The following is a 22,542-nucleotide window of genomic DNA, read 5'->3' as shown; positions in this document are numbered from 1 at the left end:
ATCGAAGCCGAGTTGCCGGCCTCTGCATGGGCAATCTGACCAAAGGCCGAGCGCTAAGCGATTACGTCTGAGGTAATGGGATGTATGCTATCTGTCATGATGGGTTGCTTCCACGGTGATTCGTAATGCTATGTGCGGCGGTGCTGTTGCAATTGGAACGCTAAGAGCGGGGATTCGTTGTCTCGCCTGGATTGAGTACCGGCACGGTGGGTGACAGGGGCAGTCGTTTTTTATAGCGTCGCGCCGACTGTGATGTGGTGTAGAGAAAGGGAAGTCCAATCCATTCGACCGTTCTGAAAATCGAAAAGTCCTGGACAGACGCGCAACCCTGCGCAGGAAACAGCTGACAGACATGGCCGGGATCGATCCAGTACCTCTCATCACGGTCATTACGCCGACCCACAACCGACGCGAAACAGTGTTGCGCGCCGTGGAAAGCGTATTCTCCCAGAGCATGTCGAGGTTTGAGCACATTGTCGTCGACGATGGTTCGACCGATGGGACCGAAGCGGCGCTGGCCCGCATCCAGGACCCGCGGCTGATCTATGTCGGGGCGAAATGGCGAGGCGCCAACGCCGCCAGGAATGCCGGCATCGAGCGGGCGCGGGCACCGTTGGTGACGTTCCTCGATTCCGACGACATCTACTTGCCGCACCGGCTTGAACGAACCCTGACCTGGTTCGATGAAAATCCTGCACTGCAAGTGCTGATCAGTTCGTTCGTGTCCCTGAAGGGCAATCGCATCACAAACTGCGCCAACCCAGAGGCATTCGTGAGCCCCGCAATGCTTGAGCGGACGCTGGTTGGGCAGACCATCTTCATCGCCGGCTCCGCGATCACTGCTCGCCGTGAAGCCTTGCTGGCCATCGGCGGCTACGACAGCGACATCACCCGCATGCAGGATCGCGAATTGCTGCTGCGCCTTGCCCGGCGCTTCGGTGCGCAACTGTCCGAGGACCTCGACTGGACGAAATACAATTCGGAGAACTCGATTTCCGGCCGCCGTGACGGCTATGTCGAGGCCTATGCGAACCTGATGGGCAAACATCCTCATATTGCCCACGCCTACCCGCACATTCCGCCTTACATGATCTCGCGGCAGCTCATCGCCGATATCCTGCGAGGCAGGATACCGGAGGCATTCCAGGGCTATATGGCCAACCGATCGTCGAAAGCGCTTGGCTACTCGCTGCCGGAATTGATGCAAGGCTATGTCCATGGCCGACGCTGGCGCCGCGATCTCTCCAACGAGTTTCGCAACCAATGTGGCGCCCGGCTCGCCTGAACCCAGAGCAACTCCAGGAAAATCGTGGAACGGTTTTCCCTCCGGATTGCGTGAACCGCACTATCGAGAGCTCAGCGGTCAAGTTCGGGAAAATACGGATCCGATAAAAACCGCCTGTCCCGTTCGCCCTGCAGGCAGTCTATCGGCTTGGCCGCGTCGACGGGGGTGATTCTCGCCTTGTCCCGAATGCCGCTCACTTCGAGGATCAGCTTGCGCCGGATGGCTGTCGAAAACTCCGCGGCGGCATAGATGGGCAGCACGAAGGAACCGGGCCCGCCGGTCACGCATTGCGCGTAATACTGGTCGAGATGGCTGAAGGTGGGCGACGGGCTGATCAGGATCGGCAGGCCGTTGACGACGATGCCTTTGGCAGTCGCCGCATCACGCGTCGCGGTGACTGGCGGTCCGATATTGTTCGGTCCGTCGCCCGAAATGTCGATGACGCTACGTTCGCCCTGGAAAGACGTGCGGTCGAAAAGCTCGGCACCGAAGGCCAGCGCGCCGGAAATCGAAGTGCCGCGAAAGCTGCGGAACGGACGCGCCGCGACCTCGTCGGCAAAGCTGTTGGCGCTCTCGGCACTATCGATGATCTGCCAGCCGATGACCGCGTCGTCGCGCACCGTGCCGGCCCACTCGAAATAGGTCAGCGCTATGCGGCCCGTGGCGCCGGCGCGGACAGCCTTGATGAAGTCGGGATGCCGCAGCGCCTCGACATAACCGGCGCGCTGCAGCGCGAACTCCTTCTCGTCCATCGACAGCGAGATGTCGACTGCCAGCACCAGCTCGACGTCGACGGCGAGCGCATCCCGCGGCGAGGCGGCGGGGGCAGCCTGGGCGCAGGCAAGACAGGCAAGCAGGCGCAGAGCATCAAGCATGGCCGTCGCCAGGTTGTTCTCCCGAAGAGCTTCCCTCGCGATCACGGCAAAATAAAGCTTTGCTTCCCCGTCCGGATATCAGGTCATTTCTTGCCGCGGGCGGCGACTGGCGGCGGTTCGATCGCGCCGGCTCTGACGCGGGCGGGCTTCAGCGCTGGCGCACCGGAATCCTTGACGATCGTCAACGCGCGCGGGAAGAAGTGGTCGTTGTGCTGGCCGCGCCCGATGTTGAGGATCGCTGTCGCCGGCAAACGCTTCTCGAGCATCGACAGCACGCGTCTTAGCGATGGGCCGTCGAATGCATCCAGCGCCTCGTCGATGATCACCCATTTCGGCTGCCGCAACGCGAGCCTGGCGAAGGCCAGCGAGCGCTGTTCGTCATCGCCCAACTCATGGTCCCAACGCCCGGCGCGGTCGAGCGATGAGGATAGCCGTCCCAGACCGACCTCGGCCAGCACCGCCGAAATGTCGGCATCGTCCGCCGGCGCGGGGCCGTTCGGGTGATCGAGGACTTCGCGCAATGTGCCGACCGGAAAATAAGGCACGCGCGGCACGAATATGGGGGTTTCTCCCGCCGGCAGGCCGATCCGGCCGCTTCCCCATGGCCACAGGCCGGCAATGGCACGAAAGAACAGCGTCTTGCCCGCACCGGGATCGCCGGTGATCATGACGCGCTCGCCGGGGCGGATTTCGACATGCGGGTCGGCGAGCCTGGTGCAGCCCTCCGGCGAGGCCACTTCGAGCTTCTCGAAAGTCAGGCTGCCACTGACGTTTTGGCCGAAGGCGATGCGCTTTTCGGTGTCGTGCAACGCATCGGTTTCATCGAGCGCGATGCGGAAATCGGCCACGCGCATCAGCGTGGCGCGCCAATCGGCAATGCTGCCGATGTTGTTGATGAACCAGCGCAAGGAGGAGTGGACCTGGTTGAATGCGCCGACCGCCATCATCAGCCCGCCAAAGCTGATATCACCTGAGAAATAGACAGGCGAAGCAACCAGTATGGGCGCCACGACGGTGATCCAGCCATAGGTGTCGGTCACCCAGGACAGGTTGATCTGGGCGGTGTAGATGCGCCGCATGGCGCCCAGCACCGTGCCGAGATCGAGTTCGAGCCGCCGCCTGGCGTCGGCCTCGCCATGATACAACGCGATGGCATCGACATTCTCGTTGACGCGCACCATCGAGGAGCGCAGCTCGGCTTCGCGTGTATAGCGGTCGCTGTTCAGGCGGATGAGCGGCCGCCCGACCAGCCAACTCAGCCAGGAGGCGATGCCGGCGTAAAGGATGGCGGCCCAGACCATGTAGCCCGGTATGGCCAGCGAGGTCCCGCCGATGTGGAACACGAAGCCCGAGGACAGCTCCCACAGCACGCCGACGAAGGACACGAGCAGGATGCACGACTGCAGCAGGCCGACGCCGAGATCGGTTGACAGATCGGACAGATGCGCGGCGTCCTGCTGCATGCGCTGGTCGGGATTGACGCCGATGGCGCCGGCATTGGCCAGACGGAAGGCGCGCGCCGGCCGCATCCATTGATCGATCAGATCCAGCGTCAGCGCCTCGCGCAGCTTGAGCCTGATCATCTGGTTGAGCCAGGTCTGGCCGATATTGAGCACCAGAAGTCCCCCGGCTATGGCCGCGAAGACGAGGAGCTGGTGCAAAAAGGCCGCCATGTTGCGGCGGGCAAGCGCATCGTAGAAAGGCTGGTTCCAGCGGTTGAGCAGAACCTGGCCGATCGACGTTGCGATGATCACGGCCATGATGCCGACCGATGTCCACAGCAACCATCTGCGAACCGGCGATCCCGCAAGCGCCCGCCGGATCGTCATCACCTGATCGTGCAGGCTGCTGGCCTCGACCGCCACGGCAACCGGCTGAACGGCGGCGGCATTGTCCGGTTGATCAGCCATGGCCGAGGTCCTTGCGTCAGTGCTGCAACCGGATGGAGAAACTTGACAGGCGTTCGTATGAGCTGCCGGATGGGCTGTCGGTCTGCTTGCGACAGATAGGCAGGGAAACGACGTCAGGCACGCTTGCCGCGATCACGAAGCCGTCACCCGCGCAGCCAAGGGCTTGGCATCCGCTTTGTGACGGCCAAGCCGGGTGGCGCCATGCGGCGACAGCACCGGCACGAAGACGCGGCGCGATGCGCGCTGCGCCACCGGCACGCCTTGATAGAGCCGCTTCTGCGCCTCGACCACGATGACCCCGGAAAAGATCGGCCACAGCCGCCGGCCGGCGCGCTCCAGTACATTGTGGAAGCGCATCATGAAACGGCGCCGCGATGGCGGAAAGAACAGCGCATCGGACCAGGCGGCGGGCGTGAAATTGGCCTCGCGCAGCAGTTCCGTAAGCTGGCCTCGCGAAAAGGGCCGGCCGTTGCCGAATGGGGTGTGCTCGAAGCGCGCCCAGACACCGCGCCGGTTGGGCACGACGATGACCACCCGGCCGGCCGGCGACAGCACGCGCCAGATCTCGTTCAGCGTCTCACGCGGGTTCTCGACATGTTCGAGCGAATGGACGAGCAGCATGCGGTCGATGCAGGAATCGACCAGCGGCAGTTCCTCGTCGAAGACCAGTGCCGTCGCCGTCGGCCCCGTCGCCGGCCACACCACCGCGCCTTGCGTTGCCGGCATGAAGGCGAAGACCCGCTCGGCGTCGCTGCCGAACCGCTCCAGCCACGGCAAGGTGTAGCCCAGACCAACCAGCCGCTCGTTGGGAACGGCCGCCCATATCGACGACAACGCCATGGTGATCGAACGCTCGGCGAACCGGCCGAGCGTTGTCGAATAGAACGAGCGAAGATCGACGATGTCGGAATGCATGGCAGGGATGTAGCCGTGATGTCGCCAGGTTTCAACAAAAGGCCGCGACGACCCGACATTCCGGGAATGTCATTCGACATCCGGGATGACATCGACCCGCAAGCGCCCTATGTCTGCGGCCATAACGGAGAGATGTGATGCCGGTCGAAATCGAACAGTTCATGTGCCGCAGCGACAATTTCGGCGTGCTGGTGCATGACCCCAAAAGCGGCCAGACCGCGATCATCGATGCGCCCGAGGAAGCGCCAATCTTGGCCGCGATAAAGCGCACCGGCTGGACGCCGACGATGATCCTGACCACACATCATCACATGGATCACGTTGAGGCCAATCTGGCGCTGAAGGAGCGCTTCAAGCTGCGCATCGTCGGCCCGGAGGCCGAAAAGGCCAAGATCCCCGGCATCGACGAGACCGTCGAAGACGGCTCGGTTCTCCATCTTGGCGATGAAAGGATCGAAGTCATCGCCACCCCCGGCCACACTGCCGGCCACGTTTCCTATTATTTGCCGGCCTCGAGCGTGGCGTTCACCGCCGACACGCTGTTTGCGCTGGGTTGTGGGCGGCTGTTCGAATGCAAGCCGCCGGTAATGTATGATTCGCTGAAGAAGCTGGCTGCACTTCCAGCTGAAACGGCCATCTATTGCGGCCACGAATACACGCTCTCCAACGCCCGTTTCGCGCTGACCGTCGACCCGTCCAATTCAGCATTGAAGGAACGCGCCGCCAGGATCGAAAAGCTGCGCGCCGAGAACAAGCCGACGCTGCCGACGACGATCGGCGAGGAACTGTCGACCAATCCCTTCCTGCGCTGGCACGATCCGGCGATCCGCAAGCATCTTGGGCTGGAGAAGGCTTCCGACGCCGAGGTCTTTGCCGAAATCCGCAAGCGCAAGGACAACTTCTAGAGCCCGTGATATCGTCGACGCCATGACCAGCTCCGCCGAAATCATCGCGACGCTCGGGCTGAAGCCGCATCCGGAAGGCGGCTGGTATGCCGAGACCTTTCGCGATGGCACTGGCGGCGCGCGCGGCCATTCGACCGCCATTTATTTCCTGCTTGAGGAGCATCAGGTTTCGGCCTGGCACCGGGTCAAGGACGCCGCCGAGGTCTGGCATTTCCATGCCGGCGCCCCGCTGGCACTGGCAATGTGGGAAGAAGGCAGCACCGTTGTGGAGCAGGTGCTTGGAATCGATCTCGCAGCCGGTGAGCGGCCGCAGATCGTCGTGCCGGCGGGCTGGTGGCAATCGGCGCGCAGCCTCGGCGAATGGACGCTGGTCGGCTGCACCGTCGCGCCGGGCTTCGAGTTTGCCGCCTTCGAACTGGCAGCACCCGGCTGGCAGCCGAAACAACCGTAGCTCAATAAGAGCCCGGATATAGCAGGGACCCAAGCGTGATCGCGAGTTGGGCGGCGTAGTACAGCGCCCAGACGGCGAAGCGCATCCAGGCGCGGTGCGGCGAGATGGCGGCCACCAGGAATTTCTCCGTGGCGAGCAGCCCGTCGGATGCCATGAACAACAGCGCGCCGCCGATCACGGAGACGTTGCTGGTGGTCAGCGCCGAGATACCCATTGCCAGGATCGCAGCGACATAGACGGCGATCGGCATACGCAGGCCGGGACCGACGCGCCGCCACAGCGCCGCCAGCATGACGGCCGCAAACACCGCCATAGCGAGCGCGATCGCTCCGCGCCACGACTCGGCGCCAAGCACCCCCAACCCGCCACCGCTGCGCAGGAACAGCGCGACATAGACGATGTGGGCGACAAGAAAACTGGCCAGCCCGCCGAGGAAGGCCTTTTCACCGTCGCGCGACAGGAATGCGTCGCCAACGGCGCTGAGGGCGAGCGCGGCGGCGAGCAGCAGCGGGCCGCCCTGCAGCCCGGCCAACACGGCAAGCATCGCCACGGCGAGCGTCTTTGCCGCCGAGCGGGCGAGCGTTGGTGGCATGCCAAGCGTAAAGGCGTAGATCACCGCCGCCGCCAGCGAAAAGATCAGTGTCGCATTGGCATTTGCGTCGATGCCGCCGGCAAACGGCATCGTCATGCCCCGGCCCTGCTTTGGGACGCCCTGGCTCCGCTCTCAGCCGCTGGTTTGCGCAGGAACAGCGACTTCGCTGCAAGTGCGGCCCCGCCGGTGATGAGCACGCAGGCGGCGAGGATGCGCAGCGACGGCTCGGCGACGCCGGCCGCGATCAGCACCAGCGTCGACAACAGCGGTGCGGCGTAGCTTGCAGCACCCAGCACCTGGATGTTGCCGCGCTTGACGCCGATGTCCCAGGCATAGAAGGCCGCCCCCACCGGCATCAGGCCAAGGCCGAGCACGGCCAGCCACTGGCCGGCACCGTCAGGCAGAACCGTCTGTTCCAGCGCCAGGTGGCAGGCGAGCGACAACACCGCGGTCGCCGCGCAGAACCAGGTGACGATGCTGGTCGGCACCGACGGGAAGCGCCGCGACAACAGCGAATAGGACGACCACAGCACGGCACAAACGGCGGCCATCGCATAGCCGAAGGCGTAACGGGCGTCGAAGGCGAGGCCCCCGCCCTTGGTGACGATCAGCACGGTGCCGGCAAGGCCGAGCAGCGCGCCGACGACATGGTTCCAGGCCAGTTTTTCGCCCGGCATCAGCGCCGAGCCGAGCACGATCAGCAAAGGCCATAGATAGGCGATCAGGCTCGCCTCCACAGCCGGCGCATTGCGCAGCGCTGTGAAATAGAAGAAGTGGTAGCCGAACAGCCCGGCAATGCCGATCAGCCACACCTGCGGCGGTATCTTCTGGCTCTTGTCGGGTGCCGGCATGAACAGCCGCGCGACCAGCCCGACACCGGTGCCGATCGAGAAGGTGATCGCCGACAAGAGGAACGGCGGCACCTGGCCCGACGCATCGGTGAGCAGTGCGAGCAGCGCCCACATGGCGACCGCCGAAAAGCCGATCAGTGTTGCGCGCCCCATTCTGTCTCCAGTGGCGCGCCAATTCTGCGCCTGGCTATTGTACCGCTTCGAAACGTCCGGCGCTGATGGTCAAGGTGCCGATCTGCGTGCCCACCGTGGCATGGATCGGCGCATATACGCCGGTTTGGCCGAGCGGTGCAAACGTCACCATCATGCGGCTTTTGCTCTTGAGATAGTTGAGCGCCTTGCGGCCCTTGCGATAGCCAGCCACCGGCTCGAAGCCCATCCGGCAGGTAACCGTGTCGCCCTTGTAGCCCGGCACCGAGATCGTGCCCTTCGAAGCGTAAGTCAGCGTCAGATCGGCGCGCATCTCGCCGTCGTAGAACTTTACCGTGCGGCCGCAGACCTGGTCGAGGCTGTCGGCATGGATGACGGTGGCAGCCATCGGATCGAGCACCGATGCCAGGTCGCCGGCACCGAGCGGCACCCAACTCTTGGGGTCGCGCTTGCCCGGCGCCGGGACGACCTGCGTCGAGGTGACCCTGCCATTTGCAAAGCGGATGTCGACCACCGATGCCTTCTTGCCGGAGGTGTAATCGGCGCGGAATGCCTGCGGCACCATCCTCTTGCCCGCAATCGTGCCTTTGGACGAGATCGTGCCACGCGTGTCGTCGAACAGTTTTGCCAACCCTGCCGCGCTGACGCTGCCTTCGATCGCGTAGGCGCCGTTCTCATAACGGCTGGAAAACGTTGATTTCGCTATCGAAAGTCCAAGGAACGACACCGTATACTCGCCCTTGAACGACTGCGGCGAGGCAGCAGACGCGGCGGACGGCAAGGCTGCGGCAAGCATGGCGGCAAAGGCATGTGACGAACGAAGCATGGCGGGATCGGGTCCTTGATTTTCGGCCGGAGGCGGGCAACTCCGGTCTGGCATGTCCCTATGAGACCGCTTATAGGATGAATTCCGGCCTTAATATGAAAATGCCGGGCGCGCAGTGGGCAATGCAGGAGCTTGACGCCTCGGCGAAATGCAACTATGGAACGCCAACTTTTTCCATAAGGCCGCCTGACCAGAACCGCGCGCCACCCGGCGTGGGCTTGAGTGTTTGGCAGACCCCGAGAACTGAAGGTTAGAACAATGTCCCGCACCTGCGAACTCACTGCCAAGGCAGTCATGTCCGGCAACAATGTGAGCCACGCCAACAACAAGACCAAGCGTCGCTTCCTGCCGAACCTCGTCAATGTGACGCTGATTTCGGAAGCGCTGAACCAGAATGTGCGCCTGCGCATTTCGGCCAACGCACTGCGTTCGGTCGAACATCGCGGCGGTCTCGACGCCTTCCTGGCCAAGGCCGACGTCAAGGAATTGTCGCAGCGCGCCCGTCTGCTGAAGAAGCAGATCGCCAAGAAGACCGCCGAGCAGGCTGCCGCTTAAACAGTTCAAAGGCGGGGGACGACCGCCCTGGCCAACATCTTGTTGGCCTCTGGCCAACATCTTGTTGGCCTTGGGGCATCGGATCGAAGCCGCAAGGTTTTGGCAATCCGGTGCCCACATACGAAGGCGAGCATCGCCCGCATGGGCATGATGCTTGGCTGGTTCCATTACCCAGGATAAAAAAATGACTTCCTTCTCGCGGTATTTGCCCTTCGTGGCCGCCATGGCGCTTGTCGTCGTGGCATCGAACATTCTCGTGCAATTCCCGATGCAGGGCCAGATCGGGGGCCTCTCGCTGGCCGACCTTCTGACTTGGGGGGCCTTCACCTATCCCTTCTCGTTCCTGGTCACCGACCTCGCCAACCGCCGCTACGGACCCACTGTGGCGCGCCGGATCGTCCTTGTCGGCTTCATGACGGCGGTGATCTGCTCGATCCTTGTCCCGCCCTTCCTGTTCCGTCACGGCCTGATCGAATTCGAGACCGCCGCCGACCGGCTGGTGCGTATCGCGGCCGCGTCCGGAGCGGCGTTCCTTTCCGCGCAACTGCTCGATGTCACCGTGTTCAACCGGCTGCGCCGGCAGAGCTGGTGGCGGGCGCCGATCATCGGCACGCTGGTCGGGTCGGTGTTCGACACCGCCGTGTTCTTCACCGTCGCTTTCTCGGCTGCCTTTGCCTTCGCCGGACCAAACGACGGCTTTGCGTTGGAAAACGCACCCTTGATGGGCGTCTTCCATGTCGAGGCGATGCGCTGGATCTCCTGGGCGCTTGGTGATCTCTCGGTGAAACTGATCATCGCCGTCGTCGCACTCATACCCTACCGGTTGCTCGCTGCCCGCTGGAGCCAGCCCGCGGTTGCGGCTTAAACCATGATCCCGAAAAGTGGGACCCCGTTTTCGGAAAAGATCCTGGTCGGACAAAGATCATGATCCCGTGGATCCAGCTCGATTCAGCGAAGACCCCAGACGGCGGACAAGAACTTCGCCTCAAGCGGCGCGGCACCGAATTCTCGATCATGCTGGGCACCAACGAGCTCATGAACAGCCGCCTCAGCGGTTCCGAGGAAGCGCTGGCAAAACTGTCCTGCGGGCGGATTGCCGGCCATAGCCATCCAACAATCCTGATCGGTGGGCTTGGCATGGGTTTTACCTTGCGCGCCGCGCTTACAGAATTGGCCAATGATGCCGGAATCGTCATCGCTGAACTGGTGCCGGCCGTTGTCGCCTGGGCGCGCGGTCCGATGGCCGAAATCTTTGGCGGCTGTCTCGACGATCCGCGCGTCACCATTCAGGAGACCGATGTCGGGCAGCTGATACGCTGGCAGCCCGCGGCCTGGGACGCCATCCTGCTCGATGTCGACAACGGCCCGGAAGGCATCGTCCACAAATCCAACGACGCGCTCTACAGCCTGCAGGGCCTCGCAGCCGCACGCAGCGCCCTCAAGTCGGGCGGCGTGCTGGCGGTGTGGTCGCAAGGCCCCGACATCGGCTTCACGCGGCGGCTGAAGCAGGCAGGCTTCGGGGTCGAAGAGGTCAGTACGCGCGCCAACGGCAAGCGCGGCGCGCGCCATATCATCTGGATCGCCACCAAGACGTAAAGCCGGCGGGCTCAATCCTGGTGCAGGATGAATTCCAGATAGAGGTTGCGCTGCAGGATCGAGTGGTTGTCGTCGGAGATCAGCGACACCATCAGCGCGCCGTCGTCGCGGGTCCAGACGTCGAGCCCTTCCATATTGTCGATCTGGTAGCCCATGTCGGCCTCCAGCAGCACCGGCCCGTCGGCGACCGCGCCCTTCTCGACGCTTTCGCCATAGATGCGCCGCAGCCGCATCTTGACGCCCCTCGCCATCGAGAAACTGCGCTCCAGAAGCAGCAGATCGCCATCCGGCAGGAAGGCGCCGTCGGTGATGTCGAAATCGCCGTTGCGCTTGACAGTAAAGACGCCCTTGTGCGGCCCCTCGATGATGGCGGCATAGATGTTGCCGGCCTTGTCGAGGCTCTTTTCGGAGACCACGACCAGGCCGCCCTCATGCTGACCGTTGGCATTGGCGTGGGTGACGGTCTCGAAGCCGCGATTCTGGCGCAGCTCCTGGGCCGGAACGACGAAATCCAGCGGCTTGAACGGCGCCTTCATGTCGTTGGCGTCGATCTTGAACTGGGCGACGCGGTGGCTGCGCTCGAAGCCGACGGTGGCAATGCCGTCCTTGACCGCGAGGCCTTCCGCATCGACCTCCCATTTCCTGTCGATCGGCCGACCGGTCTCGTCGACCATCTGCTGCATGCGGAAATTCTGGATGCCGGAGGGCCGCTTTTCCGCGTCGCGGACCACCGTGCCGAAGAACCAGAAGCCGGTGTCGGCAACGCCGATGAAGTCACCGCCGGCCTTCAGGAAGCGGAAGGCCGACAGCGCGCCGAAATCGCGTGTCGGCGAGGTCATCTCCAGCCCGCCGACGAATTCGAAAGGGCCGAATTGCTTGTCGGCACGGCCAATGTGAAATTCGGTGATCGGGCGGGCCGAGATTTCGACCGGTTCGACAGAACCAGAGTCGGGCGAACCGGCTGCCGCCGAAGCCACACCGGAAAGCAGGGCGATGGCGGCGAAAAGCGTCTGCTGAAAGCCGCCGCGCCTGGAGATCATCCGGCGCGCCGCATACCACCGCCGCGCCGCGTATCCTTCGCGCTTTCCTCGGCAAACAGCGAAGCCAGCTGCTCGGTCATGGCGCCAGCCAGCTCCTCGGCATCGACGATGGTGACGGCGCGGCGGTAGTAGCGCGTGACATCGTGGCCGATGCCGATGGCCAAGAGTTCCACAGGCGAACGCGTCTCGATCAGCTCGATGACGGCGCGCAGATGGCGTTCGAGATAATTGCCCGGATTGACCGACAGCGTCGAATCGTCGACCGGCGCGCCGTCCGAGATCATCATCAGGATCTTGCGCTGCTCGGGCCGGGCGATCAGCCGGTTATGCGCCCACAGCAGCGCCTCGCCGTCGATATTTTCCTTGAGCAGGCCTTCGCGCATCATCAGGCCGAGATTGCGCCGTGCCCGCCGCCACGGATGGTCGGCCGATTTGTAGATGATGTGGCGCAGATCGTTGAGCCGGCCAGGATTCGGCGGCTTGCCGTCCTTCAGCCATTTCTCGCGCGCCTGCCCGCCCTTCCACGCCCGCGTGGTGAAGCCGAGGATCTCGACCGAGACGCCGCAGCGCTCCAGCGTGCGCGCCAATATGTCGGCGCAGGTGGCGGCGACCGTGATCGGCCGGCCGCGCATCGAGCCGGAATTGTCGAGCACCAGCGTCACCACCGTGTCGCGGAACTTGGTGTCGCGCTCCTGCTTGAACGACAGCGGCTGCATCGGATCGATGACGACCCGCACCAGCCGTGCCGGGTCGAGATAGCCCTCTTCCAGGTCGAAGTCCCAGGAGCGGTTCTGCTGCGCCATCAGCCGGCGCTGCAGGCGGTTGGCCAGCCGCCCGACGACGCCGGACAGGTTGGCGAGCTGCTTGTCGAGGAAGGCGCGCAGCCGGTCGAGCTCTTCTTCTTCGCACAACTCCTCGGCGCCGACCGTCTCGTCGAAAGCGGTGGTGAAGACCTTGTAGTCGATCTCTTTCGGCAGATTGGTGAAGGGATTGTCGTTGCGGCGCGCTTCGCCGGGTGTTTCGGCATCGGCGTCGTCATCGTCGGACAGATCGTCGGCGGTGGCGTCGGAGGCTTCCGTCTCGGCCGACTGTTCGTCATCGGCGGAAGCTTCGGCATCCTCGGACTGCGACTGCTCGGAGCCGGAATCCTCTTCGCCGCCCTCCTCGCTCTGCTCCTCGCCTTGCGGCTGGTTGTCATCATTGTCCTCGGAATCTTCCGTCTCCTGGTCGTCGCCGAGTTCCTCGGCCATTTCCATGGAGGCCAGCATCTCGCGCACGACCCGGGCGAACGCCTGCTGGTCGCCGAGCTTGGCCGACAATCCGTCGAGGTCGGCCTTGGCCTTCTCCTCGACCCAGGGGCGCCAAAGTTCGACCAGCCGCTCGCCGCTTTTCGGGATCGGACGGCCGGTCAGCTTCTCGCGCACCATCAGGGCAAGAGCTTCCTCGATCGGCGCGTCGGCCTTGTCCTTGATGTCGACGAGGTTGGCCTTGGCGTATTTGTCCTCCAGCATCGAGCCGATATTGTCGGCGACGCCCTGCATGGCGCGTGAGCCTATCGCCTCGACGCGGGCCTGCTCGACCGCGTCATAGATGGCGCGGGCCGCCTTGCCTTCCGGCGCCAGCTTGGTGTGGATGCGCACATCATGGCAGGCGCGCTTCAGCGCCATGGAATCGCCGAGGCCGCGGGTGATCGCGATATCGGTCTTCGATGCCTTCTTGGGCAGCTCCGGCAAGCGCGCGCGGCTGCCGGCGAGCGCCGGCCGGTCCTTGGCGAAACCGACTTCCAGTTCCTTGTCGCCGGCAATGGCGCGCATGCAGACGGTGACGGCACGCTTGAAGCTGTCGGCTTCAGAGCCCGTCTTCGACTTGTTGCGCGTGTTGTCGCCCGGACCCGCCATCATCTATCTCTATTGTACCGCTGGCCGCTGGCCAAGCTGAGTGCGCAGGAGGCCGATAATCTCTTCGACCGAGATCGTAAAATAGCCGCCTTTCCCACTGTCATATGCCTGTCTCCAATGACTGTATCCGTGGTCAAACCCGTCGGGAATTGGACGAACACCCTCAAGTTCAACCAGACTTTCTCTCAGTACGTCAGCCGCTACAGGGAGGTGAGGGATTGTTTGCAGCTGCTTTCCGTCATTAGGTATCGGCGCGTCAGAGACTGAGATCGATACGATCGGCTGACTTTCGCCTTCCAGATAATCGACAGCGCCTATGATCACACGCGAGGATACTGGTGTCGCGCCGTGATACGTCCAAGTCTGCCCAGGTTTGAGTGGTTGGTTCTGGGCCATGGCTGCCTGACTGAGACCAAAGCAGAGGAATACAAGACTCCATAGGAACGTCCGGTGGGTCGTTCCCATGGAGCGGTCTTAGCCCAGCACCACGTTGGCGGCGCTCTCGGGCAGATCCTCGCCGAAGGCGCGCTGGTAGAACTCGGCCACCACCGAGCGCTCCAGTTCGTCGCACTTGTTGAGGAAGGTCAGCCGGAACGCCATGCCGATATTGCCGAATATCTCGGCATTCTCTGCCCAGGTGATCACCGTGCGCGGGCTCATCACGGTCGACAGATCGCCGTTGATGAAGGCCGAGCGCGTCATGTCGGCGACGCGCACCATCTTGTTGACGATGTCCTTGCCCTTGCCGTCGCGATAGTGCTTGGCCTTGGCCAGCACGATGGCGACTTCATTGTCGTGCGGCAAATAATTCAGCGTGGTGACGATCGACCAGCGGTCCATCTGGGCCTGGTTGATCTGCTGGGTGCCGTGATAGAGGCCGGTGGTGTCGCCCAGGCCGACCGTGTTGGCGGTCGAAAACAGCCGGAAGGCCGGATGCGGGCGGATAACCCGGCTCTGGTCGAGCAGCGTCAGCCGGCCTGACGATTCCAGCACGCGCTGGATGACGAACATCACATCCGGACGGCCGGCATCATACTCGTCGAAGCACAGCGCGACATTGTGCTGGTAGGCCCAGGGCAGGATGCCGTCGCGGAATTCGGTGATCTGCAACCCGTCCTTGACCACGATCGCGTCCTTGCCGACGAGATCGATACGGCTGACATGGCTGTCGAGGTTGACGCGCACGCAGGGCCAGTTGAGGCGGGCGGCTACCTGTTCGATATGGGTCGACTTGCCGGTACCGTGATAGCCCGACACCATGACGCGGCGGTTGTAGGCAAAGCCCGCAAGGATCGCCATCGTCGTGTTCTTGTCGAACAGATAGTCCGGGTCGATGTCGGGCACATGCTCCGATGTCACCGAATAGGCCGGCACCACCATCTTGGATTCGAAGCCGAATTTCTCCTTCACCGACACCGTCGTGTCGGGCAGGTTGGCGATGTCGCGATCGACCTTGTTCATATCTCTCAACGTCTCCACGGGCGAAACGTCTGATTTCGCCGGCAATCGATTTTGTCCGGGGGCGGTCTTAAAGCCTTTTCCAACCTTATGAAAGTTGGAAAACGACACGAACCGTATGGTCGCTCAGCACAGGCCCGCCTGTTTGAGCACGCGATAGGCTTGCAGCACATCGCGGAACCGGTCTTCCGAACCTCTGTCGCCACCATTCGCATCCGGATGGTGTAGTTTCACCAGTTCCTTATAGCGCGCCTTGATCTCCTTGCCAGTCGCCTTTGTATCAAGACCAAGCGTTTCCAGCGCCTTGGCCTCAAGCGGCTTGGCCTTGCGCTCGCGCGCCTCGCGCGGATCCTTGGGTCCCTTGAACAGGTCGAACGGGTCGCGCATGCGGTTATAGTAGCCGGCGCGGCCGGAGCGCATCTGGGCCATATCGGGCGACGACCGGGTCGAGGCCCCGTTGGCGCCCATCTTCCAGGTCGGCCGGTGCCCGGTCATGGCTTCCTTCTGGAAGCGCGCGACCTCGGTGTCCGGCACGCCGGAAAAGTAGTTGAAGCCCTTGTTGTACTCGCGCACATGATCGAAGCAGAAGTGGAAATACTCACCCTCCTTCATGCGCCCGACCGGCGCACGATGGGTGCCCGCTTCCTTGCAGCCGTCCCACTGGCAGATCGGCGAGTGCGACTTCAGCTCCGCGTCCTTGTCGGGACGGACGCGAATCTTCTCGAAATATTTGGGGTACGGCTTCATCTTACCCATTTATGGGGCGTTCGCAGATGCGAAACAAGAATTGACATTTTCGCGATCATCGCCCTAACCGCTGAATCGCGGCATAAAGCAGGCGAATGGCGGATTTTGTTGCGCGGCGGCGGCCCCTCGCGAAACCGATTTTCGGTTTCCAGGCCGAGACGCCAACGATATGTGGTGAAGGGAGATGGCGATGTCCATACAGGCGACCATGGAAGACAAGCTCAACAAGGCATTTTCGCCGGACAGGCTGGTTATCATCAACGAGAGCCATCTCCATGCCGGCCACCACCATCACGGCTCCGACCATCACGGCACTTACGACGGCACCGGCGAGACGCATTTTCGCGTCCGCGTCGTCGCTTCCGCCTTTGCCAGCATGAGCCGCATCGACCGTCACCGCGCCGTCAACGAACTGCTTGCCGACGAACTGAAGGCCGGCGTGCATGCGCTGGCGATCGAACCCGCGGCTCCCGGCGAAAAGACCCGCTGGTAGGTCGCTTCCCCGCGCTCAGAGCACCGCTTCGATGAGGAACGGCCCGCGCCGTGACAGCGCACTGTCCAGCAACGCGTCGAAGCGCTCGCACGTATCGGCGCGAGCCGCCTCCACGCCCATGCCTTTGGCCAGCGATACCCAGTCGAGCGAGGGATGGTCGAGGTCGAGCATGCGCCTGGCGTTCTCGCCGATGGCGCCGACGCCGACATTCTTCATCTCGCCATGCAGGATCGCATAGGTTCGGTTGGAAAACACGATCGTCACCACGTCGAGCTTTTCCCGCGCCTGCGTCCACAATCCCTGCACCGTGTACATGCCGCTGCCGTCGGCTTCGAGATTGACCACCTTGCGGTCGGGACAGGCGATTGCCGCCCCGGTCGCCATCGGGATGCCGCCACCGATCGATCCGCCCGTGCCCATCATGTAGTCGTGCGGCGCGGCAAAGGCCGACAGCGCGAAGAAACGCCTGGCCGAGGTGACCGCTTCATCGCAGACGATCGCATCGGCCGGCAGTTTGCGCGCCACCGAAAGTGCGACGGCATCTTCCGTCAGCTTGCCGTTCGGCGTTGCCTCGTCGGGAAAAGCGGCCGCCAGCACCTTGTGTCGCGACGGCTTGATGCCAAGTTCGTCGCGAAGCGCCTCCAGCGCCGCATGCAGATCGTCGCCATGGGCGGCCAATGTCAGCACCTCGCAGCCTTCCCGGACAAGCCGTCCCGGTTTTCCCGGATAGGCGAAGAAGGCAACCGGCTCCTTTGCGCCGACCAGGATCAGAACATCGACGTCGCTCAGCACAGCCATCGCCGCATCGACCGGATAGGGGATGCGGGTCGGCGCGACACGCCCGCGCCCGCGTTGCATCCGTGCGATCAGAACCTCGCCGAACAGCCGGACGTCGCTGCCCGTCGAGATCTGCCCGGCGATGGCGAGCGCATCGGCGCGCGCGGCCTTTCCGCGAACGATCATGCCGGCCCGGCCCGGAGCGGCACGGATCGCCGCGGCGATCTTGCGTACCGCGTCCATATCGACGGCCGGCGTCGGCGCCAACGTCACCTTGCCGGGCAAAACCGCCTCGACTTCGCCCCAGGCGGCATCCGCCGGCAGGATCAGGGTCGCGACGCCGGGTGGTGTCAGCGAGGCGCGAAAGGCCGCTTCAGCTGCCGGCACGACATCGGCCGGACCCTTGACGCGGCCGACCCAGTTGGACATCGGCGCCGCAAGGCTCTCGATATCGCTGGTGAGTGGGGCATCGAGCGGCAGATGGTAAGAGGCGTGGTCGCCGACGATGTTGATCATCGGGCTGAAGGCACGCCGGGCATTGTGCATGTTGGCCAGCCCGTTGGCCAGGCCGGGACCGGTATGCAGCAGCGTCGCGGCCGGCCGATCGGTCATCCGCGCATAGCCATCGGCGGCACCCGTCACCACGCCTTCGAACAGCCCGAGCACGCAACGCATTTTCGGCTTGCGGTCAAGCGCTGCAACGAAGTGCATTTCGGAGGTGCCGGGATTGGCGAAGCAGACCGTCACATCATTGGCCAGAAGCACGTCACACAGGACATCGGCGCCGTTCATGCAATTCCCTCCCGCTCAAGATCGCAGAGCAGTTGCACCCGCGAGCACCTGCAGCAATGTCTTGCCGCTACTTTTGATCTAATCCAGTGCCGTAAAGATCAGCCAACCGTCGATTTCAGGAATGCCAGCGCGGCCGCGGTCAGCGCGTCGCCCTCCTCGCCGAAATCGCGATTGATCGACATATGCGTATAGGCGCTGCCGTCGAACAGCGTAACCTTGGTGCCCGTCGATCGCAGGCGCTCGGCAAAGGCCCTGGAGTCCTCGCTCCGGCCCGATGCCCGCGAATAGGCGATGAAAGTCGGCGGGTGCTTGCGGCCGTCGACATAGCTGGCCGGCGAAAGTGCCGCCCATTGCGCGGGATCGGAAAAGACGCGGGCATAGGCCCGGACCATACCGCCATTCTTGGCAAGTGCTGCAAGATCATAGGCCCTGGTGTCGTCGAGGATGAGCGCGGCTATGCCCGGCAATCCGCCGCGCATGCCGGTCAGCGCAACCAGATGGCAGCCGGCCGAATGGCCCATGCCGACGATGCGGTTGGGATCGCCGCCATGCCGGGCGATGTTGGCCCTGATGTAAGCATAGGCCTTTTCGACGTCACCAGCCTGGGTGGCGACATTGGCCTGCGGCAGCATGCGGTAATCGATGGAGACGAAGCAGAAGCCGTTGGCGAGCAGGAAGGCCGGTTTGGCGTCCACCTGACTGCGTTTGCCAAACTGCCAGGTGCCGCCATGAACGAAAAACACGACCGGCAGGCCGGTTGCACCATCGGGCGCGTAGATGTCGAGCTTGGCCGGCCCGTAGTCGAAGGTTTCTGGCGTGGGCCGGCGTGTTTTCCACGCGGCCGACGCTTCCAACGGCAGCATCGCCGCCATGGAGGCCATGATCAGGCTTCGTCGATCGATCATCATTGTCTCCTGGCAAGGCAAGACTGCACGCGGCCGCCCCAGCCGTCCAGTCAGGGGTTCGCAACACACCCGCTACCCGCTGAATACGGCTCCGCAACGAGCGCTTTGGTCTCGCGGAGTAGCCTCAATCCTTAAGATCGCGGCCACCTCTTCACATGAAGGGAACAAACGGTGCCCCCCGGCAGTTGAATGCGAGACGAGCCGAATGGAAGCCACAGCGGCTCCGAGGGCAAAAGCATCATGCGAGAGAACCAGTCTGACGTCTTCGATCTCTTTTCGGAAATTTACACCAACGCGGCGCAGGAAGAGATCAGCATCCAGCAATATCTCCTTGCCTGCCGCGAGGACAAGTCGATGTATGCCTCGGCGCCTGAACGGATGGTCGAGGCGATCGGCGAGCCGAACCTGGTCGACACCAGCAAGGATGAGCGGCTCGGCCGTATTTTCTCCAACCGGACCCTGAAAGTGTACCCCTCCTTCGCCGATTTCTACGGCATGGAGGATACAATCGAGCGCATCGCCGGCTATTTTCGCTATGCGTCCCAGGGGCTCGAGGAGCGCAAGCAAATCCTCTATTTGCTCGGCCCGGTGGGCGGCGGCAAATCCTCCCTTGCCGAGCGGCTGAAGAAGTTGATGGAACAGCGCCCGATCTACACGCTGAAGGTCGGCAACCAGGTCAGCCCGGTTTTCGAATCGCCGCTTGGCCTTTTCCATCCCGATCGCATGGGCGACCTGCTGGAGGATAAATACGGCATTGCACGACGCCGCTTGAATGGGCTCATTTCGCCATGGGCGGCCAAGCGCCTCGACGAACTTTCCGGCGACATTTCCAAGTTCAGCGTCGTCAAGCTGATGCCGTCGCGACTGCGCCAGATCGGCATCGCCAAGACCGAGCCCGGCGACGAGAACAATCAGGACGTCTCGGCCCTGGTCGGCAAGGTGGACATCCGGCAATTGGAAAACTTCAGCCAGTCCGATCCGGACGCCTATTCCTATAGCGGTGGACTGAACCGGACCACCCAGGGCCTGCTTGAATTCGTCGAAATGTTCAAGGCGCCTATCAAGGTCCTGCATCCGCTGCTGACGGCTACCCAGGAAGGCAGCTACAACGGCACCGAAAATTTCGGCGCCTTTCCCTACCAGGGGATCATCGTGGCCCATTCCAACGAGTCGGAATGGCTGCAGTTCAAGAACAACAAGAACAATGAGGCTTTTCTCGATCGCATCCTCGTCGTCAAGGTGCCGTATTGCCTGCGGATAACCGAAGAGCGGCAGATCTACGAGAAACTGTTGCGGGAGAGCGAATTGGCCGCCAGTCCCTGCGCTCCAGAGGTGCTGGACATCCTCAGCCGGTTTACCGTCTCGACCCGCTTGGCCGAGCACGACAATTCGCCGCTCTACACCAAGATGCGCGCCTATGATGGCGAGAACCTCAAGGAAGTCGACCCCAAGGCAAAGTCGGTTCAGGAATATCGGGACGCCGCCGGCGTAGATGAGGGCATGGCAGGCGTCAGCACGCGCTTTGCCTTCAAGATCCTGTCGCAGACCTTCAACTACGACACCGAAGAGGTGGCCGCCGACCCCGTGCATCTCATGTACATCCTGGAGGAGGCAATCAAGCGCGAACAGTTTCCGAAGGAGACGGAAGCCGCCTATCTGGAGTTCATCAAGTCCGAGCTGGCCGCGCGGTATGCCGAATTCATCGGCCATGAGATCCAGAAAGCCTATCTGGAATCCTACAGCGAGTACGGCCAGAACCTTTTCGACCGCTACATCGCCTATGCCGACGCTTGGATCGAAGACCAGGACTACAAGGATCCCGACACAGGCCAGATCCTCAACCGCGAGGTTTTGGACAACGAGCTTTCACAGGTCGAAAAACCGGCCGGCATCGCCAATCCCAAGGACTTCCGCAATGAGGTGGTGAAATTCACCCTGCGCGCCCGTGCAAGAAACCATGGCCGCAACCCGGCGTGGACAAGTTACGAAAAGCTGCGGGAAGTCATCGAAAAACGCATGTTCGGCCAGGTCGAGGACCTCCTGCCGGTGATCAGTTTCGGCTCCAAGCAGGACAGTGTCACGGAAAAGCGGCACAATGAATTCGTGCAGCGGATGGTCGAGCGCGGCTACACCGAGCGGCAGGTGCGTCGCCTTGTGGACTGGTACATGCGGGTGAACAGGGCGGGTTAGAGAACCCGGATGGTTCCATGCCGATCTTCATCGACCGCCGCCTGAACCCTAAAGACAAAAGCCTCGGCAATCGCCAGCGCTTCCTGCGACGCGCGCGCGAGGAATTGAAACGCAGCATACGCGATCAGATCCGCACCGGCAGGATCGCCGACGCGGATTCCGAGCATGCCGTGCGCATGCCCGAAAGAGGCACAAGCGAGCCGAGCTTCAACAACGCCCGCGACAGCGGCAGGCGCCAGCACATCTTGCCGGGCAACAGGCATTTCTCCGCTGGAGACCTGATCCCCAAACCCGGCGGGGGCGGCGGGGGAGCATCGTCGCCGGGAAACAAGGCATCTGAAGACGACTTTCGTTTCGTGCTGTCGCGCGAGGAAGTGCTCGATCTTTTCTTCGAGGATCTCGAGCTCCCGGACATGGTCAAGCTCAACCTCAAGGAGATCCTTGCCTTCAAGCCGCGCAGAGCCGGCTTCGCCGCCACAGGTTCGCCGACCAACATCAATGTTGGCCGCACAATGCGCAACAGCCACGGCCGCCGCATTGCGCTGAGGCGCCCCAAGCAGGTCGAACTGGATGCGATCCTCGAGGAAATCGCCTCGCTCGAGTCGACGCCATCCAGCGCCGAAGCGCGCCAGCGTATTGCGGCATTGCGCGAAGAGCTCGACCGGCTGGAACGCCGCCGCCGCCGGATTGCCTATGTCGATCCGGTCGACATCCGCTTCAACCGCTTCGATTCCCGGCCGGTGCCGAACGCCAATGCCGTCATGTTCTGTCTTATGGACGTGTCCGGGTCCATGGGCGAGCGCGAGAAGGATCTGGCCAAGCGCTTCTTCGTCTTGCTGCACCTGTTCTTGAAACGGCGCTACGACCGCATCGAGATTGTTTTCATCCGCCACACGCACCTGGCTCAGGAGGTCGACGAGGAAACATTTTTCTACAACACCCAAAGCGGCGGCACCGTCGTTTCCACCGCGCTGGAGGAAATGCACCGTATTATCACCAGCCGCTACCCGGCCCATGACTGGAACATCTATGCCGCCCAGGCCTCGGACGGCGACAATTTCGCCGGCGATTCGGAGCGATGCATTTCGCTGCTCAACGGCGAGCTCATGCGGCTGTGCCAGTATTTTGCCTATGTCGAGATCATCGACGAGCGTGAAGCTCATATTTTCGGCTCGACAGAAAACGGGACATCGCTCTGGCGTGCCTACAACTCCATCGACCAGAAATGGCCGAACTTCCAGATGAGCCGCATCGCCACACCCGCCGATATCTATCCGGTTTTTCGCCAGCTCTTCGGCAGGCAACCGGCCGCCCTCAAGAGGGCATGAGGG

At 62.9% G+C, this 22,542-nt stretch carries 21 protein-coding genes; 9 read left to right on the top strand and 12 right to left on the bottom strand.

Going from position 1 to position 22,542, the window contains the following annotated elements:
- Positions 1–352: 352 nt before the first annotated feature.
- Positions 353–1,285, top strand: a complete 933-nt coding sequence (locus EOC83_RS19780; protein ID WP_013529382.1) for a glycosyltransferase family 2 protein — start codon at positions 353–355, stop codon at positions 1,283–1,285.
- Between the two features lie 71 nt (positions 1,286–1,356).
- Here the strand turns inward: EOC83_RS19780 and EOC83_RS19775 are convergent, their stop codons facing one another.
- The 3 genes from EOC83_RS19775 to EOC83_RS19765 all read right to left on the bottom strand — a co-directional run bounded on the left by EOC83_RS19775 (position 1,357) and on the right by EOC83_RS19765 (position 4,985).
- Positions 1,357–2,160: a DUF1194 domain-containing protein gene (locus tag EOC83_RS19775; RefSeq protein WP_063169101.1), complete on the bottom strand. Its 804-nt coding sequence runs from the start codon at positions 2,158–2,160 to the stop codon at positions 1,357–1,359.
- Between the two features lie 83 nt (positions 2,161–2,243).
- Positions 2,244–4,070: an ABC transporter ATP-binding protein/permease gene (locus EOC83_RS19770; protein ID WP_063169102.1), complete on the bottom strand. Its 1,827-nt coding sequence runs from the start codon at positions 4,068–4,070 to the stop codon at positions 2,244–2,246.
- Between the two features lie 132 nt (positions 4,071–4,202).
- Positions 4,203–4,985 (bottom strand): methyltransferase domain-containing protein, encoded by a 783-nt coding sequence (locus tag EOC83_RS19765; protein WP_013529379.1) that lies wholly within the window; start codon positions 4,983–4,985, stop codon positions 4,203–4,205.
- 137 nt (positions 4,986–5,122) lie between these two features.
- Here EOC83_RS19765 and gloB point away from each other — a divergent pair, with 137 nt between their 5' ends.
- Both gloB and EOC83_RS19755 read left to right on the top strand, forming a co-directional pair.
- Positions 5,123–5,890 (top strand): hydroxyacylglutathione hydrolase, encoded by a 768-nt coding sequence (gloB, locus tag EOC83_RS19760; RefSeq protein ID WP_013529378.1) that lies wholly within the window; start codon positions 5,123–5,125, stop codon positions 5,888–5,890.
- Between the two features lie 22 nt (positions 5,891–5,912).
- Positions 5,913–6,341 carry a cupin domain-containing protein gene (locus EOC83_RS19755; RefSeq protein WP_013529377.1) on the top strand — a complete coding sequence of 143 codons (429 nt, stop codon included), beginning with the start codon at positions 5,913–5,915 and terminating at the stop codon, positions 6,339–6,341.
- Position 6,342: 1 nt separating this feature from the next.
- Here EOC83_RS19755 and EOC83_RS19750 read toward each other — a convergent pair whose 3' ends face one another.
- The 3 genes from EOC83_RS19750 to EOC83_RS19740 are packed head-to-tail and all read right to left on the bottom strand — an operon-like array spanning position 6,343 to position 8,760.
- Entirely contained in the window at positions 6,343–7,029 is a 687-nt protein-coding gene (locus tag EOC83_RS19750; protein ID WP_063169103.1) for a lysoplasmalogenase, read from the bottom strand.
- Positions 7,026–7,937: an EamA family transporter gene (locus EOC83_RS19745; protein WP_063169104.1), complete on the bottom strand. Its 912-nt coding sequence runs from the start codon at positions 7,935–7,937 to the stop codon at positions 7,026–7,028. Before EOC83_RS19745 ends, EOC83_RS19750 begins: the two co-directional genes overlap by 4 nt.
- Before the next feature lie 34 nt (positions 7,938–7,971).
- Positions 7,972–8,760 (bottom strand): DUF3108 domain-containing protein, encoded by a 789-nt coding sequence (locus EOC83_RS19740; RefSeq protein ID WP_063169105.1) that lies wholly within the window; start codon positions 8,758–8,760, stop codon positions 7,972–7,974.
- Between the two features lie 258 nt (positions 8,761–9,018).
- Between EOC83_RS19740 and rpmB the strand changes: the two genes are divergently transcribed.
- The 3 genes from rpmB to EOC83_RS19725 all read left to right on the top strand — a co-directional run bounded on the left by rpmB (position 9,019) and on the right by EOC83_RS19725 (position 10,911).
- A complete protein-coding gene (gene rpmB, locus EOC83_RS19735) occupies positions 9,019–9,315 on the top strand; it encodes a 50S ribosomal protein L28 (RefSeq protein ID WP_013529373.1) in 297 nt (98 codons plus the stop codon).
- 184 nt (positions 9,316–9,499) lie between these two features.
- Positions 9,500–10,180 (top strand): queuosine precursor transporter, encoded by a 681-nt coding sequence (locus EOC83_RS19730; RefSeq protein WP_024503743.1) that lies wholly within the window; start codon positions 9,500–9,502, stop codon positions 10,178–10,180.
- A 59-nt stretch (positions 10,181–10,239) separates the two neighbouring features.
- Positions 10,240–10,911 carry a hypothetical protein gene (locus EOC83_RS19725; RefSeq protein ID WP_063169106.1) on the top strand — a complete coding sequence of 224 codons (672 nt, stop codon included), beginning with the start codon at positions 10,240–10,242 and terminating at the stop codon, positions 10,909–10,911.
- 11 nt (positions 10,912–10,922) lie between these two features.
- Here the strand turns inward: EOC83_RS19725 and EOC83_RS19720 are convergent, their stop codons facing one another.
- The 4 genes from EOC83_RS19720 to EOC83_RS19700 form a co-directional block, all read right to left on the bottom strand.
- On the bottom strand, positions 10,923–11,951 hold the full coding sequence (locus EOC83_RS19720) for an esterase-like activity of phytase family protein (RefSeq protein ID WP_063169107.1): 1,029 nt from the start codon (positions 11,949–11,951) through the stop codon (positions 10,923–10,925).
- Positions 11,948–13,852 carry a cobaltochelatase subunit CobT gene (cobT, locus tag EOC83_RS19715; protein ID WP_181172684.1) on the bottom strand — a complete coding sequence of 635 codons (1,905 nt, stop codon included), beginning with the start codon at positions 13,850–13,852 and terminating at the stop codon, positions 11,948–11,950. Before cobT ends, EOC83_RS19720 begins: the two co-directional genes overlap by 4 nt.
- A gap of 471 nt (positions 13,853–14,323) precedes the next feature.
- Positions 14,324–15,310: a cobaltochelatase subunit CobS gene (gene cobS / locus EOC83_RS19705; protein WP_013529367.1), complete on the bottom strand. Its 987-nt coding sequence runs from the start codon at positions 15,308–15,310 to the stop codon at positions 14,324–14,326.
- 123 nt (positions 15,311–15,433) lie between these two features.
- The gene (locus EOC83_RS19700; protein WP_013529366.1) at positions 15,434–16,063 is read right to left on the bottom strand and encodes a J domain-containing protein; all 630 of its coding nucleotides are present in this window, start codon (positions 16,061–16,063) and stop codon (positions 15,434–15,436) included.
- Between the two features lie 181 nt (positions 16,064–16,244).
- Here EOC83_RS19700 and EOC83_RS19695 point away from each other — a divergent pair, with 181 nt between their 5' ends.
- Complete coding sequence (locus EOC83_RS19695; protein ID WP_063169109.1) at positions 16,245–16,547, top strand: BolA family transcriptional regulator; 303 nt, start codon at positions 16,245–16,247, stop codon at positions 16,545–16,547.
- A 15-nt stretch (positions 16,548–16,562) separates the two neighbouring features.
- On the opposite strand, the gene EOC83_RS19690 is transcribed toward EOC83_RS19695, so the two are convergent.
- Together EOC83_RS19690 and EOC83_RS19685 are read right to left on the bottom strand one after the other, a co-directional pair.
- Positions 16,563–18,116 (bottom strand): acetolactate synthase large subunit, encoded by a 1,554-nt coding sequence (locus EOC83_RS19690; protein WP_063169110.1) that lies wholly within the window; start codon positions 18,114–18,116, stop codon positions 16,563–16,565.
- Positions 18,117–18,214: 98 nt separating this feature from the next.
- Complete coding sequence (locus EOC83_RS19685; protein WP_063169111.1) at positions 18,215–19,021, bottom strand: alpha/beta hydrolase; 807 nt, start codon at positions 19,019–19,021, stop codon at positions 18,215–18,217.
- 240 nt (positions 19,022–19,261) lie between these two features.
- Between EOC83_RS19685 and EOC83_RS19680 the strand changes: the two genes are divergently transcribed.
- A complete protein-coding gene (locus EOC83_RS19680; RefSeq protein ID WP_013529362.1) occupies positions 19,262–21,211 on the top strand; it encodes a PrkA family serine protein kinase in 1,950 nt (649 codons plus the stop codon).
- Between the two features lie 17 nt (positions 21,212–21,228).
- A complete protein-coding gene (locus EOC83_RS19675) occupies positions 21,229–22,539 on the top strand; it encodes a YeaH/YhbH family protein (protein WP_063169112.1) in 1,311 nt (436 codons plus the stop codon).
- Positions 22,540–22,542: the final 3 nt, after the last annotated feature.

The sequence above is a fragment of the Mesorhizobium sp. Primo-A genome (assembly GCF_003997175.1).
Taxonomy (GTDB): domain Bacteria; phylum Pseudomonadota; class Alphaproteobacteria; order Rhizobiales; family Rhizobiaceae; genus Mesorhizobium; species Mesorhizobium ciceri.
Note: the sequence above shows the minus strand (reverse complement) of the source record. Positions and strands in the feature narration are given on the sequence as shown.